Source organism: Brevibacillus sp. NPDC003359, from assembly GCF_042878995.1.
Taxonomy (GTDB): domain Bacteria; phylum Bacillota; class Bacilli; order Brevibacillales; family Brevibacillaceae; genus Brevibacillus.
In genome coordinates this window covers 136,378-152,711 of the sequence record NZ_JBIAOR010000012.1, presented here as the reverse complement: position 1 = coordinate 152,711, position 16,334 = coordinate 136,378, and the positions used below count along the sequence as shown (strand labels likewise).

The following is a 16,334-nucleotide window of genomic DNA, read 5'->3' as shown; positions in this document are numbered from 1 at the left end:
GAGTCGGTGCCCCAAAACGTGTTAGCATAAAAGCATAAATCAAAAGGGGAATCTCGCATGAAAAAGGTTTTTCAAAAAATGAGTCTCACGGTTTTTCTTCTCTCCACGACATTGATTGCCGTATGTACGCAGCCGCTTGGTGCAATGGAAATAAATCAGACTGCTTCCATGGCTGCCACCAACATAAAAGGACCGCTGGATGCTAAAGAAGTAGAAGCGTTTGCCGATCCACTGTTTGCAGAGAAAATGAAAAAATTCAATGTGAATGGTTCCAACTTTGTTGTCGTCCACGATGGCAAGGTTATCGTGAACAAAGGATATGGCTTCGCTGACAAGGAAAAGAAAATCCCTGTTAATAAAGACACGGTGTTCCAAATTGGCTCTGTAACGAAAACCTTTACTGCCATGGCCGTCTTGCAGCAAGTCGATGAGGGCAAAATAGACCTGCATCATAATGTAGAGGAATATCTCGGTGGGCTAAAAATTCCTAATAAGACAGGAAAACCGCTCACCATGTACGACATGCTTACCTACTCAAGCGGCTTCGATATGCCTGACATCACTACCTTTCTCGGTCCACAATACACCGAGCAGAACATCTCGATGGATGAATTCCTTTCCAAGAATAATATGCCGACCGTCATCCGACCACCTGGCGATGTCTATTCGTATGATAATACTGGATTCTTACTCGCTGGCTACGCCGTGGAAAAAGCAAGTGGAGTCCCTTATAACGAGTATATGGATGAAAAAGTGTTCAAGCCTCTCGGAATGACCTCGAGTAGCGTTCGCTTCAAGCCTGAGCTCTTGAAGAGAATGGCTGCCCATTACGGTCCTACTGGCGAGCCACATCCGGCAGATGGATTCATTCCAACTGATGCTCCGCAGGGAAGCATTCTATCAACGGGAGAAGACATGGCCAAGTACTTGACCATGCATCTGCAAAACGGAAAATTTGACGGCAAAGAAATCGTCAGCCAGAAAAGCATAGACTTGATGCATTCTTACCAGATTTTCGCGGAAAAGGACATCCCGGTCACAACAGTAGGCTTTGAAAACCTTTATAGAGAGCTGACAAATGGTCAGCACGTTGTTTTCAAGGGTGGAAACATTCCTGGACATGCTTCCCTGATCGTATTGATCCCTGAACAAAAAACCGCCTTTTATATGTCCTACAACAATGATTCGGACATGAGAGCCGATATTTTCAAAGAGTTCATGGATCATTATTTCCCGGAAAAAGAAAAAGCAGAGCCTGTTTACTTGCCCTTGAGTGAAAAGGATGCGCAAAAATATATCGGGCTGTACCAAAATACGCGTGGCTTTTGGAACCGCACTTCTATTGCCTACGAGAATGGCTCACTTATGGTGGAAGATGCAACAATTGGAAAACAAAAGCTGCGCATGATTCATCCACTACTGTTTGTAGATGAGGAAGGCAGTAAAATCGCATTCAAGGAAGAGAAAAACGGTAACATTACATACTTCTATTATTCCACGCCAAAAAACGTCTCACTTGCCGTTGCCCATTCACAAAAAATGGGTAAGAAAGAGACATACTCAGATGTATCTAATAGCAGTAGCTATAAGACCTATATCAACAATCTCAGCGCGCTTTCTATTATGGGAGCAAAAACAGGAAGTCAATTTGATCCTACAGGGACCATGACACAAGGCGAATTTATTGACGCTCTGATCAAAGCATATGGCTGGTACGGATTTCCCGGGGATGAAGCCATCAATAGAAAACAATTGGCCGCGAGCATCCCTGATTTGAACCTTTCGGCACCTATCTCAAGACAAGACGCTGCTGTCATGATCCAAACTTTGAAGCAGCTTGAACCGGAGGCAAACACCAAAGTGAAGCTGCAAGACACAGCCGATGCATGGGCAACAGATGCGATCACTACTCTTGCTTCACAAGGCATCGTCGATCCGGATACGAAGATAAGCGCAGATGGCTCTTTCACATTCCGCGCAAAAGATTTGCTGAAGCGTCAAGAAGCAAGTGCCTTGATTGATTTAGCATTTGGTTACCATTCTTTGCCGATTAAGCGGTAAACAGCTGTTTCCTGATACGGTAGGTACTCTTCTCAATTGAGGGAGGTGACTGGTCGTGGAAAATAGAGATAAACACAAGGGACACGCTAAGCAAAAAGATTCAAGTGAATGGAAACGAGAAGGAAAAAACATGTTTCAAAAGTGATTGCCGAGCTGAAAAATTAATAACTGCGATTAAAAGAAGAATTAGGAAATTCCCTCCCCTATTTTAAGGCTGTCGAGAAACTCGGCAGCCTTTGTTCGTCCAGAAAAAAGAATCGGCTTATTGGAATTCTTACCAGTATCTTCATCTCTCCGTAACTCTCGTGGTTGCTGACAGTCTCCTCTCACTTCATCCATGATTGCCTCACACTCTCTTTGTGTCTGTGCAATTCATCCTACCTTTTCCTATACCTGCTCGCCATTTTTTTCCTCCATTAATTTTGGACATGCTTAAAAGGCTCACTCCTCCTCGTCGTTCGATTTGGAATAAGCCTTTGAAATTTTATCAAATGTTTTAGTGTTTAGTTTGTGAGTTGTATTGTACGATCTTGTTGTTGGGAAAGTAAATGGGTTTACATAAAATTTTTGCCAGTGTCCCAATTGCTATTCATCTTTGAAAATAGCTCCCATTTGTTCTAAACTTATATTTTCAGACCAAATAGTTTTATGATTGTAAAAAGCCCCATTAAAAATCACATTGTTTATCTCTACGTTTGATAGGTTTAGTTCAGATAAATCAGCACCAGTAAAGTTTACATCTTGAAGGATGGAATTCCTAAAAGATGCTCTCGATAAATCACAATTAATGAATTTTACATTTTTAAGGTTAGAATACATAAACCCTACTTTCATCATACTAGAATTGGAAAAATTTACTCCCTCTACTACTGATTCATAAAACGTAGCTTTTATAACCTTAGAGTTTGATGCATCACACTGCTTAAATATCGAGTAATCCAAATTCGACTTTGTCAAAATTACGCCATTCATACTGACCTCAAAAAGATTAATTGATGCCAGATTAGAATAATAAAAATCAGTATTAGTTAATAAACATTTCTGTAATGTTGAGCCTACCAGTACCACATCTATTAAGTTCCTACCAACTAAATCCAATTCAATTAAAGTAGCATCCTCTAAATGCAGTTGTGTGCCTCTAGATTTTGATTCAATGATCCATAATTGGTGATCATCAATCATTGTATTTAGTTCTTGTTGCGTTAACATCCACTATCCCCCCTCTTTCCATGTAATTGACAGACTCTGGGCCGACAGTCTACTATCCCTGAAAATGCCCAGTCATCCTATTTTCATCTTCTAAAACAAAAATCCTATAAGTTTTATCTTTGACGATTAGTTTATTACCAACAGTAATGTTAACATCATCAAACTTTGCCTCTATGTTGGTTTTCAATTCATTCAGATCTGGTATTTCGTTGACAAATAAATAAAGGTCATTGATTTTTAAACACTCAATGTCAATATCCATTTCTATTTTAGATATATCTTGATCTTTACGTTCAACGTTTTCGACTCTACAAACAATTTTGTCTCCATTATCCATACCTGCTTTACCTTTACCAAACCGTCTTTCAAACTCTTCTTTCTCTTTTCGAGCAGTTTCTAATCCAAAACGAGATATTAAAAGTCCTTGTACTATTTCATATTTCATACTAAAAAGTGAAGAAAGCTCGTAGTAGTTTGGCAGCCCCTCTTTGAAAATATGAACCAATTCACATATAAGGTCAGTAAAGTTACTCTCCTTTATTATTCTCCCTAATTGACCTCTCTCGTCGTTCTCAAACCAGTCAAATCCATTATCTGTGTCTACAATCACTCCAACAAAGTAGGGTTTAACATATAGGAACTTTCTATCCTCACTATTATTTGTATACATTAAAACTACCTCCCATCAATTCAGCAGATTCTTTCATCCATGCCATATTTAGCGCCGCTTGATCTCTTTGCCCTAATAATTCTGCGTACTCTGGTTTAATGAGTACATTTTGTTTTGCTTTATTCAGAATCATTTATGTATCCATAGTATCCCAATTCCATCCGTTTGGGCCCCGTTTTATACAAAGTGTTGGTCCATTCGGTAATGCAGCTCTTATTCCTGCCATATCAAAACCTCTTGCTGTCTCCAAATCCCCCCAACTAAATACACCATTATTAGGATGGTTATGTGTATATATTCCCTGAAGCTTTACCTTTGAGCCGAGTTCGGGCATAAGGTTCAAAATCATCTGCATATAAAAACAGATCAATCATGGTGGTATCTGACCATAATCGACCTGTTCAACATGACGCTATTAAATTAAGTAGAGTATAAAATTCAAGCTTCATGTGCGTACAACCAAATTGAAGAGACCTTTATACGGGTATTACATGGGTTAAGTATGCAATTGGTTGAATGATGGGTTCATTCGGCACTGGTAGCCAATCCACTTAACCATTTACTTCACATTTTTCTAACATCCATTCCCTTGCTTTTTCTGATTCCAACAATATTGGTTTCTCCGATGTACCAATATTTATACTCTCAAAAAAGGCTTCTTCTATACCTTTAATATTTTTTAATGTTACTCCGTTTAACAATGTTTCTTTAAATGTCGACACACTTATATCTACATTTTCTAGTCTTGCCCAACTAAAATCCGTTAAGTAGAACGATACATTAATCAAATTACAATCTACTAAATATGCATTTCTAAATATTGCTTCCCAACAATCACCTTTACTAAATCTACTGTTTTTAATGACGCAGTTGGAAAAATCTGTATATCTGAGATCTGATTTATAAAAATCGCATTTATCTAAATATGCATTTTTAAATGTTGACGAGGCTAATAATGATGTGTGAAAATCGATATTTTCCAGTTTGAGATCATCAAAAGTACACTCTATTAAATATGCTTGTTCAAGCAATATATCGGATAAATCAAAACTTCTTAAGTCCACTTCATCTAACTTTAACATCTCACCTTCTTTACCAATTGTCTCAACCCACTTTTTATGCAAATCAAACATACTAAGAATATTTCTTTCTTCCATTTTCTCACTCCTTAAGGGTACCACAATATTCTATCTGCTATTCCTGCTTCATCAATTGCTTTCATCAGTTGTTCAATATGCTCAGGCACCATTTTTTTGTATCAATAATTATGTTATTTCCTTTAGCAAATTCTTCGTGTATCTTTTGCATACCATTTTTAACAGAAAAAGCACCCTTTTTGGGACTTGTTATAGGTACTCCGTCCCTACCGCTTGGATATGATACAAAACTTTTCACGTCCCACTTTAAGCCTGTAGTGGTATCAATAAACTCCGCTCCATTTTCTGCTTGTTGATCACGTATTATTCTTCCTAAATCACCTCTTTCTTCTAATGCTAATCCAACATCTCTTTCATTTATATTTTTAGGTTCTATTTTCCCATTACTTGCAGGATCTCGGGCTAAACCATCCAACTCTTCTTGATTTCTTCCTCCAGTATATTTCCCATCTGCATCATATAAATGAGACTTTTCGCCCTTACTACCTTTACCCGTCCCCTCATTACCATTATCACTACGACGATGATTACCACCACCACCGCCATTACCACCAGACAAATCATCATGCCGAGCCCAATAAACCCTAGATTGACCCGTATGAGCGTCTCTGAGAACAACAACTTTCCCCATCTGCTTGAGAAGCTTTTCAACCTCTTCTTGTAATTCAGTAAACGATTCTGGAAAACTCTTAGCCTGCGTCTTTAGCTTCCCACCCTTTAGGGATGAGCTACTGTTCCGGTTGTTATCTGCGCCATCGAGAAGTAACCCCGTTCTATTTCCACCGTCTCGTTTTCCACGTTGGGAATCCCCATCTGGACCTAGGTCAATTGTCTGTTTAGCTGCCTGCTTATAGGCAGAAACAGCCCCACGGCTTACCACTAGCTCGGCGATAACCAAATCTTGCTTGCCTCTATTTCGGCCTTTTTCGTAGCTTTCTTCGATAGACCTGGTCCACCTGCCGCCTTGTGTGTCTTCCAACATGTATTGCCCATCTTTTACAAAAGGTTCTATGACATCGCTGTAGACTCCTTTTGCACCTGACCAAGCCGTTTCTAATACATCTGTTCCGATTTCTCTCGCCGATTTATTCCCCGTGAGTACATCTCCAGCGTAATTCAAGGGATTGTAGCTCGATCCGCGACTCCCTCTGTAAACAGAAAAAGGCTCATTCCTCCTCATCTTGCAAGTCAGAATAAGCCTTTGAAAGTTTATCAAGTGTTTGTGAGTTGTTTAGTGTTTGTTTGGTGGTATTATTAAAGATCTTGTTACTAATTTTAAGATCTTTTTACAGAAAAATCCTCATTTCCCTCTTCCACCTTAAACCTATAAGATAACCCATAATCTGGAAGATTCTATGTATCCTTTTTTTGCATTATAATTTCCTTTACAATTCTATTGTAATTTTCTAGCCCCTCATCCGTTATATCAATTGCCTCTTGCTTAGACATATAATCTGCGTTAGCTAATGGGAAAGCTTGTCCCCCTGCGAGTATTTCCCCGTGACGCCTATTCACCTTCCCTCCTTTTTCAAATAATTTTATGATTGGTTCGTATAAATCTGCAAATTGGCTAGCATGTGTTTCCTCTTTATCAGCCAAAATAGCCCACTCAAGATAAGAAACACACATTGCAGTTATCAGGGAATTATTTACTTTTGTTAAAGACGGACAAACTTTATCTAGATCTAGCTCCATATCAAAGCCAAGTGCATTAGCTGCGTTAAAAAAAGGATAAGGAGTTTTTAAAGAATATGTTTTTATTAGGACAGACGCTCTCCTTATATATTCTTTCACTAGTGCCATGTTCCAGGGCTCTTCTACGCTCCCCACTTTCTCCCAGTCTATTTGATTTAATCGTCTAAGCGCCTCGTCGTATTTGTTCATTTATTCATCCTCCATCTTTGATGTAAGAAATCTTAATAATATTTTGTTGGATCAAAGCCTAGAAAAGTTCCGTAATCGGGCTGAGGATCAGCTTTTTCGTGTGCACCTTTTGGATAACCGGTAAACTGTTGTAATTCTTCGCTCCAAGAATCTAATCTTCTATAAGGCAAAGGCTCCTTTTCTTCATACATCAGCTTTCTTTCCTGTAGTTGATGATCCACTAACTGCTTAAACCAAACCTTTTGTTCTTCTGTGAATTCTCTCTTTTGAGCCAACGACCAAACGTAGGCTATTTCATCATCTGGAGAGAAATGTTCTGTTTTTATTAAAATTCCTCCCGCTTGTCCATGCCCCCCTCCACTCATCTTTTGTATTGCTCCAGTTCTGGGATTCTTTGTATTAGGGTATTGAAGCTTTGATGTGCGTACAAACAAAATGACGAAATCTTTATACGAGTATTACATGGGTTATATGTGTTATTGGTTGAATGCTGGTTTCATTCGGCACTGGGTGGGTTATTTTTGAATAGCCGCCACTTGTATGATTATATTTTTTAGCATGTAGCGGCGGATAAAAATGAAACCACAACACGGTGGCTAACTCGCATTGTGGCATTTTATTCTAGATAGGATATACAGATACATTATTTAGAGCTACTTGTATAAAATAAAGAGCTCACATATTTAGAAACGTCCCCACGGCTTATAACCGCTACCCCCAATTAAATTTTCCCATGCTTCTTTTGCATTGTCACCTAATTTTCCCGTACTGCAGTACACTTTCCCACTTTCTGATACAAATAGTACAAGATTATCACTATCAATAAATCCCACTGGAACTAAATTTTCTTGAGCATACTTTTCCTCTGCTTTGAAAGCTCCAGAGCTTTTTATCTTCACGCCTGTTTTATGGGTCTCATCGTTTATAGTATCCTCTATCACAAGATCACCAAATTCTATTAAAAATTTTTTCACTTCTGGATAGATTATAAAACCTAGCTTTTCTAAATGTTCTTCAATTTCTTTAGTATCTATATTTCTTCCCTCATACCAACCAGCATTCCTTAAGATCATCATAGTTTCATTACTCATATTCAATGTCTTTTTCCTCCTAGTCTATGGATTGTATAAAATCCTCAAATGTTACCGAACAATTTTTGCAAAAGGGCTTAAATTCCCCAGTAAGTCCATTTGCAGATCTTATTGGAGCATTCAATGAGGTCTAACGATGCTCCTGCCGCCAAAGAGAGCAAGGCAAAGACTGGGGCGAAACAAGTATTTTAAAAATGTGAAATCATCTTCTCAATAAGGAGAGCCCTGCGAAGCCCCGACTCCCGTAGCAGTCGAATGTAGATAGATTCATATCTATAGCTTTACAGTATTTCTATACAAGTCTTTATAAGTATTAATTGTATATACAAACCAATTTTCTTGACCTCACCTTTACGTCAACCCCTTTTATTGGGGACAAGAATTTTCTCATCCCCAAATTGTTTACCCTTCTACCCAACTAATTGGGTTTAGACTTGGTATTATAGTAGGGAAGAATATCCCTCGTCATTAGCCGAAACTGATGCATAATACGTTCGAGTAGGTCTTGACGCAAATCATTCACAATAGAATGGTAATTCGGCAAGTAGAGAACGTTTGATGAGTCATCCCCATCGTTGTCTCGAATATCCCTCAACAAGCGATACATATACGGCACATAGAAATCATCATCCTTGACAATTGAGAGGATGACACTCGTAACAGCTTCTTGAAACCTGTCTATCTCGCTCATGAAATAGAGAGAAGGACTGGCAATTTCCATAACAGCTTCGTAGTTCTTTTTAGCGTAAAGATACTGCACATACTCATGGATTTCCTCCGACAAAACGATAAACGGATTCAACATTGTATTCAGTCGATAGTAATTTCTCCGCCCTCTCTTTTGCACATCTATAAACCATTTTCTTTCCAGCTCTTGTAACTTGGAGCTAATTGTATTCTCAGACAACCCAAGTTTTAACGCCATGACCTGCTGTTTGATGGTAAACCATTCTCCAATATCTCGCTTACGGTTGCCGTCTAACATTCCCCATGACAACAATTCGAGAAGAACGTTAACCGCATTCGCATCCAAGAAATAGCAACGCCTTACTTCCTGCGGCACTTTCAAGTAAAACGACACATTTCCTCCCGAACATACATTGCATAAACTCGTCTTTGATTCTCCATTGTCTACCTGTGCACGATAGTATTCACTATCATAAACGCCATACCAATCCACCATTTTTACAGTCATTTCGAAATCCCCTTTACAATTTTAAGATAGAAACGGAAGCTAGCCATTCCGCATCGTAAAGCAACTATATGTAAACTGGTCATCACCAGATTGTTGACCCTTGCACCATTAATAATCGAGACTTGATCCCATTTAGTTGCGGTTAATATTTCACTGACCGCCCCTTCACTATATCTATCGTTCTATGTATGTACATTGTTGCAATTCATTTTTGCAAAAACCGCAAGAAAGCGAAGATAACAAAAAACAGATCAATCATGGTGATATCTGACCATAATCGACCTGTTCAACGTAACGCTATTGCGTTGAATGGGGGATAAAATTCAAGCATTTTGTGCGTACAACCGTATTGACGAAATCTTTATACGGGTATTACATGGGTTAAGTATGTAATTGGTTGAATGATGGGTTCATTCGACACTGGGTGGGGTCTAGTACATCAGCCGCCGCTATCTATATCTAAAAAGAAAAAGACCACAACACGGGCGGTTAGCTCGTATTGTGGCGTTGTTTCTGTTGAAGTTATAATTGAGTTTACACAAATATTTTACAACCCATAAATTAAGCTAATATTACAACGAAGGGATGTCTAGCTGTCAAGAGCATTCAAACTTTTATTACTTATATCACTTACTGGTCTTGTCACGGCATATACATACCAGTCAGAAAGTGGAACGGTTGTTGATCCAACAACAATTTTGTTATCCACAATGTCAATTTTCCCACCTCTTTCAAACAATTTTATTACTGGCTCATATAAATTATAATATTTTCGAGCTCTTTGTACGTCCTGATCCACTAATGCTGATAACTCCAAGTATTGTATACAAATCGACTTGATTATTTCGTTTTGAATTGATGGAATCGTTGGACATATCTTTTCTATGCTTAAAGTAGGTGAATATCCCAAAGCTTCTGCAACATTAACAAACGGACTCTCGAGACTCAAATCCAAATATGAAAATCGTTCAAAATATGCTGCTCTTTTTAAAAATTCATTTGCTAGGATTAGATGGGACTTCCTTTCTGATTCTTCAAGCATGAAGTTAATGGAAGAAATTCTATTTTGGGCATGTTCCAAGTAGTTTTCAATAACAATATTATCCTCATTAACCCACACTATTTCCATGTCTTGTTCTAAATCCATCTGATCTAAATATTGATCACTTATATCAAGTGCTTCTCTTCTATTAGTTCGATCTGCAATCGTGAAGGATTCACCAGCGACATTCACAAATCCTCCCCTTTTATAGAATGAACCTCCTCTTTCATAAAGCTTAATTACTGGCTCAAACAAATCTTTATTTTCGATAGCTATTCGATTTCCTTCATCAATTAATGCATTTAGCTCTAAATAACTATTAACAATTTCTCTATGATAGCTGTTGTTGATTTTATCCAACACTTGTAATTCACCAATGTTCTCTGACGACGTAGTTATCGAATTTGATATCACAATGAATGGATATATACAAGAACCAGGAAAATCCTTAAGAAATATTGATGCTCTTCTTAAATATTCACTGCACAGATGAGCATGTGATCTACTTTCCCTTTTCCCAATACAATTCCAATCAATAGCAGAGATACGTTCAATTGCTTGATTTAATCTTTTCATTTACTTTGTCTCTCCATCTGCTCTAATTTTTTTTTGCTGTTTTTAATATAGTCGTATGAATCAGGGAGCTCAAATTTAGGTTGTGGAGAAGCTAAATCATGTGCACCTGGAGGTTTTGAGTCAAATCTTTCCATTTCAGGTGAATACGAATCGGGATCTTTATATGGATGTCCATGTTTCATTAGTTCACTTTCTGTCAATTCATGTTTAGCAATCTCTTGAAACCATTGTTTTTGTTTTGGATTCAGTTCACCTTCTTGTGCCACCTTCCATATAAAACCTATTTCGATATCTGGAGTAAAATTCCCTACTCTATAACTGTGATTATCTAAAGGAATATTATGTGTATCAAAAAACATGTGCTGTTTCATAGCCCTAATTTCATCTACAGACATGCCTGTATTTTTTGAAACCTGTTCAATATCAGTCATACCAGCACTTCTAATCTCATCATAGTCCCTTGATGCAACTTTATATTCAAGTTCTTCATCCTTATCCACAAACTTTGGCTTATAATCGTCTACACGATTGTATTTACTCCAATCAATATTAACTCTAGGTTTACCCGTCCCCTTAGCATTAGGACCAGCTCCACCTTTCGCCATTCCCTTTATCTTGCTAATCCCTTTCGATAGCCAGGACGCCCCAAGCGTGAAGCCGCCAACCAGCACAGCTCCAAACGCAAAAGATTCTAATGCCCTGCCCGCATCCGGAGTCCGCCCATCTACTTGATAGCTTCCATCTGCTTGATCCGCTCGATATCCATCGATGTAATCTTTCTCGCGTAGGCAAACTTTATCTTCTCAAGCTCCTCCATCCGCCAGAACAACGGGCAAAGATGAAGGCAGCGTCCCACAGCACGGAGCATTCCGTCCGATCCAAAAACCAGGTTTCATCATGCGCGTCTATGCGGTACGTGGCGCAGTTCTCCATGATGCTTGTCCGCAGATAGGAGAGGTAAAGGGTGTGGTCCTCCTTTGATTTTAAACATGCAAAAAAAGCTCATTCCTACTCATAGTTCAAGTTGGAAAGAGCTTTTGAAAGTTTATCAAGTGTTTGAGTTGTTTAGTGTTTGGTTTGTTGGTTGTATTGTACGATCTTGTTGCTGGGGTTGTAAAAAGATTACACTAGCTATTTTTATAGAATCGTTTTCCTAATATTATCTAAAACGTTCTCTCATTTTTTTAGTTTCTAAATCGGCTTGCCTTACTGGTATGGGCAATCTACTTTCATTATTGATTAACGCTAACGTAATATCTGTGACTGTATCTATATCTATCCAATTTCCACACGAGATAAAGATTGGCTTAACATCTTTATGCGTCCGTAGTGCGCGTCCATATATTGTGTTGTTTATCACAATATCAGTGAATGCCCCTTCTTCATTACATGGCATAACAAAATTAACCGACCCAATTTTCAAGTAGCTTTTTGCAATACCTATTGTTGGTTTATTTAAATAGAAAGAAGCGTGCGTTGCGATTCCCATATTTCTGGGATGCAAGTACCCATTCCCATCGAACATTATAATTTCCGGATCACTATTTAAAACTTTAAAGGTATCGAGAATTAATGGTAATTCCCTAAAAGATAAGTATCCCGGTATATACGGCACCTTAATTTCATCTTTCAAAACCTTTGTCTCAATTACATCTTTGTTCATAAGATCTACGACACATATACAACAAGCTGCAATTGTCTTTTCATTTTCCTCCCAGTATGCTAAATCAACCCCTGCAATTAGTCGTATATTCTCTTTACTAAAATTATTTTCTAATTTTATATTTTGAGATAAGTCATGTTGCATTTTCTCAAATATTTCTATTTGGTTATTTTCCATCTTGCTCAGCCCATTTATCATACTTATCTATCATTTCTTTTTCAAATTCACTTGGCTCTATTTTTTCTGTTATTAGTTCACCATCTATATTCCACTCTCTGTAAGTTATTCTAAAACCATATTTACATTCCGCAATTGATTTTACAACACCATTTTCATACCAAGAAGTAGACTTCCCAAGTATCACACCCTTATTCATTCGTTGGAAGCTTTCCACCTTACCATTCTCATAAAATTTAACATAATCACCCTCAGCCACACCATTTTTATAATAACTGTAATAGACTAAATTTCCGTTTTTATATCTTTCATATAAAAGACCTGATACTGGTTTACCTCCATCTTCTATAGGTTTATCAAAAACTTCTTGACCACTCTTTCCAGAAAAACAAACTTCGTCAGCAAATTCTATGCCTTCTAGCAACACTTTTTCTAAAGATAAAAGATTAAATTCCATCATTTTCAATTACCTCTTCTCTTATTAACTTGTTATGGTAAATCTGAGATAATGTTAAATCCTTTTAAAATATAATTGCAATGTGGACATGTTTTAAAAGGTATATCAATTACAGGTTTTGTTGCACCTCCGGGTTTTATAACATATATTATTAAATCATCAATGCTAGCATTTGGATTAGCTAATAAAGCCTTGTTAGCAGCGTATACTTCAGCATGTGATCCAGCGCCATGTGTAAACTGGCTATATGAATCATACACATCCTTTGGCATATTCTTAATTCTCGCTTCAATAATTGGATGTAACTCTTTTGGTATAAATCCATCAACGTCATTAATTGCTGTATAAAATTTGCCTGTAGTCTTATCGTATGAACCTGCAACGGCTGGACCTAATTGCTTATTAGTAAGTCCGCTGTCTTTTAGCATTTGAGCTTCATCTATAACATGTATTTTTAGATTCGAAATTTCTTCTGGTGTAAAATCCAATTTACCTGAAGCCTGAGTAGCTTGTCCCGTCCCCTCAGTATCCCTCTGCTCTTGTTCTCTTCGCTCTCTTTCTTCTCTTTCTCTTCTCTCTCTTTCTTCTCTCTCTCTTCTCTCTCTTTCTTCTCTTTCTCTTCTCTCTCTTTCTTCTCTTTCTCTTCTCTCTCTTTCTTCTCTCTCTCTTCTCTCTCTTCTCTCTCTTCTCTCTCTTTCTTCTCTTTCTCTTCTCTCTCTTTCTTCTCTTTCTCTTCTCTCTCTTTCTTCTCTCTCCCGGTCTTCCTTCCCATCCTTACGACGATGATTCCCTCCACGACCGCCTCCATTACCAGGCAAATCGTCATGCCTCATCCAATAAACCATAGGCTGACCTGTAAAAGCATCTCTGAGAACTACAATTCTTCCATTAAACACATTAGCCATCTGCTCGAGAAGCTTTTCAACCGCTTTTTGTAATTCACTCATCGACTCAGCAAAACTCTTAGCCGCCGTCTTTAGCTTTCCATCCTTAAGCATGACGTGCATTGCATCATCGATACTGGAATTAGGCAAAAGAACACCTTTCCCATTTCCCTCTTGGTCACCAGACTTTTTCTTGCCATTCGGCCCATCCAGCTTATCGGCCGTTTTCACTGTCCGCATAACGGTTGTACCTGTACCAGCACTAAGAACGGTTACCGCTACCTCAGCTACCACCATGTCTTTCTTGAACTCATTCTGGCCCTTCGCATAGCTCTCGTCTTCCGATCTGGTCCACAGACCGCCTTTAATCAAGTTATCTTGATCGTATTGGGCGTCCTTCGCGAATGGATCGAGATACTCGTCGTAAAGCCCTTCGCCCACCTTCCCCAAATCTGAAAGGATTTCTTCCGGGGCCTTCTTACCCGAAAACGTATCTCCCACATAATTCAGCGTATTGTTTACGCCTTTCTCGATGCCTTTCACGATGTTATTGCGTTCTCTCAGTGTGCCTACTTCTTCGCCGCTTACAAATTCATATATATCTTGCGTGTTCTCTTCTCCCGCAAGTCCTGTCAGCAGCATGTCTCCGGCATCTACTGCGGTATTCCACAACCCCGCCAAAGTATCTCCAAAGGCATCTAACTTCCCTTTCGCCTCAGCAATCTGGTTGTTGAAGGCTCTGCGGGCCATGACGGCAGGCAAACCGTTTTCCTTCACATCCTGTTCAAACGCACTTAAGATCGTCGGAAACGCCTGACGAACGGTCGCATCCAGCTTAATTTCCTCACTGCTGGATTTGTTTTCCTCCAATAGTTCTATCGTATCCGACGCCGTTTTTACGTTCAAGCTCTCAGTCCCGGACAAATATACAGCCGCCCCACTCAGACTCAGCGCACCACTCGCACTGATATTCACATTCGAGGTACTGTTCAGACTGACGCCTACGTCCTTGTTCATCGAGATGTAGAGCATCCCTTCCTGAGCAGTCATCGTCAGCTCTTTATCCCCGAGCGTAAACTCTTTCCCCTGCGGATTCCCAAACGTCTTCACACCGGGGTCCTGCATTTGCCGATCTTGCTTCTCGGCAGCCGATCCTTTGGGCGCATGGCGTACGGAGTTCATGACCATGCCGTCGTCTTCATCGGCGCTCGGGAAATACAGCTTTACTTTCGAACCGAGCTCTGGCATGAGGTACAAAATCTGGTTGCCTTCTGCTGCATATGGGAACCACTGGGCCTTATTTGGCTCTTGCTTTTTGTCCATGTTCAAGTGGAGCTTGACCTGGTTGCGACCAATTTGAATCACTTTTCCGTCGATCGCCGCACCGATGATGGCCTTGTTGTACAGCTTCGATTGCTTGACGGCTTCAGGCACGGCGCATACGTAGCTCCATCTCAGGAGTCCCTGCTCCAGCTTCCCAGTCACTTTCGTAATGACAAATGTTTGCCCTTCCCGCTGCACCTCATCCCCGATTTGCAGCAGGTCTTCGTAGTCGAAGGCGTATGTCGTGTACTGATACTCGCTGACGGACGATGAGCCGTTTGCGGCTTTTTTCATGTAAGGCGCGATGGCCCGGTTGACCTCGTATGGCGATTCTTCTTCCAGCTTGATTTTCTTGCGACCCTCGGGCATCCCGATCCACAAGCGTACCTTATGCGCACTCAAATCCGGTACGAGGACGGCTCCGACATGGGACGCGATTCGCTTTAAAAAGGTCCAGTCTGTCTCCTCGTACTGCATGATGTATTTGCCCTGCTTACGATCGTCGAAGGCTTGATCGATGACATCTCCACCGTGATAGACGGACATGATCTCGTCTATGACATCCCGGTACAACCGATTCACTTCTTGAAACGAACGTATTTTCACGCTCATGTCCAAAGCATATGTATGCGACACGGCTTGTATCGTGACGTAGTGAATGTCGCGTACGACCTTGATCTCCACATGATCCAGGCGCCCCATGAAAATCGGCTGCTTCTGCCCGCCTTCCACTTTGTACAGCTCAATGGGATCGTGGGTGCCGGCACGATTGATGATCTCGTCCTCTTTTTCTTCTGGGACAATTCCTGTGATTGTGAGCTTGGCATGCGTGCCTGTCTGATGGACGAACTCCAGCTGATCTAACCGGATCGGTCCATATGGCCAAACGAATTTTATATCCTGATAGGTCATGACGCCACTTGTACGTTGCATGTTCTCTCCCCT

The 16,334-nt window shown here is 39.7% G+C and carries 16 protein-coding genes; 1 reads left to right on the top strand and 15 read right to left on the bottom strand.

Going from position 1 to position 16,334, the window contains the following annotated elements:
• The first annotated feature begins 57 nt into the window (after positions 1–57).
• Positions 58–2,061: a serine hydrolase domain-containing protein gene (locus ACFYU8_RS23780; RefSeq protein ID WP_390304436.1), complete on the top strand. Its 2,004-nt coding sequence runs from the start codon at positions 58–60 to the stop codon at positions 2,059–2,061.
• A gap of 585 nt (positions 2,062–2,646) precedes the next feature.
• Here the strand turns inward: ACFYU8_RS23780 and ACFYU8_RS23775 are convergent.
• The 15 genes from ACFYU8_RS23775 to ACFYU8_RS23705 all read right to left on the bottom strand — a co-directional run bounded on the left by ACFYU8_RS23775 (position 2,647) and on the right by ACFYU8_RS23705 (position 16,322).
• On the bottom strand, positions 2,647–3,270 hold the full coding sequence (locus tag ACFYU8_RS23775) for a pentapeptide repeat-containing protein (protein WP_390304434.1): 624 nt from the start codon (positions 3,268–3,270) through the stop codon (positions 2,647–2,649).
• A 52-nt stretch (positions 3,271–3,322) separates the two neighbouring features.
• Positions 3,323–3,940 carry a hypothetical protein gene (locus ACFYU8_RS23770; protein ID WP_390304432.1) on the bottom strand — a complete coding sequence of 206 codons (618 nt, stop codon included), beginning with the start codon at positions 3,938–3,940 and terminating at the stop codon, positions 3,323–3,325.
• Positions 3,927–4,073, bottom strand: a complete 147-nt coding sequence (locus tag ACFYU8_RS23765) for a hypothetical protein (protein ID WP_390304430.1) — start codon at positions 4,071–4,073, stop codon at positions 3,927–3,929. The genes ACFYU8_RS23770 and ACFYU8_RS23765 overlap by 14 nt, the downstream gene beginning before the upstream one ends.
• A gap of 418 nt (positions 4,074–4,491) precedes the next feature.
• Complete coding sequence (locus ACFYU8_RS23760) at positions 4,492–5,097, bottom strand: pentapeptide repeat-containing protein (RefSeq protein WP_390304428.1); 606 nt, start codon at positions 5,095–5,097, stop codon at positions 4,492–4,494.
• A gap of 64 nt (positions 5,098–5,161) precedes the next feature.
• Positions 5,162–6,217, bottom strand: coding sequence for a hypothetical protein (locus ACFYU8_RS23755; RefSeq protein WP_390304426.1), 1,056 nt, complete (start codon positions 6,215–6,217; stop codon positions 5,162–5,164).
• 233 nt (positions 6,218–6,450) lie between these two features.
• Positions 6,451–6,981, bottom strand: coding sequence for a hypothetical protein (locus tag ACFYU8_RS23750; RefSeq protein WP_390304424.1), 531 nt, complete (start codon positions 6,979–6,981; stop codon positions 6,451–6,453).
• A 32-nt stretch (positions 6,982–7,013) separates the two neighbouring features.
• Positions 7,014–7,346, bottom strand: coding sequence for a hypothetical protein (locus tag ACFYU8_RS23745; RefSeq protein WP_390304422.1), 333 nt, complete (start codon positions 7,344–7,346; stop codon positions 7,014–7,016).
• Positions 7,347–7,664: 318 nt separating this feature from the next.
• Positions 7,665–8,072, bottom strand: a complete 408-nt coding sequence (locus ACFYU8_RS23740) for an SUKH-3 domain-containing protein (protein ID WP_390304496.1) — start codon at positions 8,070–8,072, stop codon at positions 7,665–7,667.
• A gap of 418 nt (positions 8,073–8,490) precedes the next feature.
• On the bottom strand, positions 8,491–9,267 hold the full coding sequence (locus ACFYU8_RS23735; RefSeq protein ID WP_390304420.1) for a helix-turn-helix transcriptional regulator: 777 nt from the start codon (positions 9,265–9,267) through the stop codon (positions 8,491–8,493).
• A 589-nt stretch (positions 9,268–9,856) separates the two neighbouring features.
• The gene (locus ACFYU8_RS23730; RefSeq protein WP_390304418.1) at positions 9,857–10,885 is read right to left on the bottom strand and encodes a hypothetical protein; all 1,029 of its coding nucleotides are present in this window, start codon (positions 10,883–10,885) and stop codon (positions 9,857–9,859) included.
• Positions 10,882–11,490, bottom strand: coding sequence for a hypothetical protein (locus tag ACFYU8_RS23725; RefSeq protein WP_390304416.1), 609 nt, complete (start codon positions 11,488–11,490; stop codon positions 10,882–10,884). Before ACFYU8_RS23725 ends, ACFYU8_RS23730 begins: the two co-directional genes overlap by 4 nt.
• A 119-nt stretch (positions 11,491–11,609) precedes the next feature.
• On the bottom strand, positions 11,610–11,753 hold the full coding sequence (locus ACFYU8_RS23720) for a hypothetical protein (RefSeq protein ID WP_390304414.1): 144 nt from the start codon (positions 11,751–11,753) through the stop codon (positions 11,610–11,612).
• A 291-nt stretch (positions 11,754–12,044) separates the two neighbouring features.
• Positions 12,045–12,725, bottom strand: coding sequence for an endonuclease V (locus tag ACFYU8_RS23715; protein WP_390304413.1), 681 nt, complete (start codon positions 12,723–12,725; stop codon positions 12,045–12,047).
• Positions 12,715–13,185 (bottom strand): toxin-antitoxin system YwqK family antitoxin, encoded by a 471-nt coding sequence (locus tag ACFYU8_RS23710; RefSeq protein WP_390304411.1) that lies wholly within the window; start codon positions 13,183–13,185, stop codon positions 12,715–12,717. The genes ACFYU8_RS23715 and ACFYU8_RS23710 overlap by 11 nt, the downstream gene beginning before the upstream one ends.
• A 29-nt stretch (positions 13,186–13,214) precedes the next feature.
• Positions 13,215–16,322 carry a YwqJ-related putative deaminase gene (locus ACFYU8_RS23705; protein WP_390304409.1) on the bottom strand — a complete coding sequence of 1,036 codons (3,108 nt, stop codon included), beginning with the start codon at positions 16,320–16,322 and terminating at the stop codon, positions 13,215–13,217.
• Between the last annotated feature and the right edge of the window lie 12 nt (positions 16,323–16,334).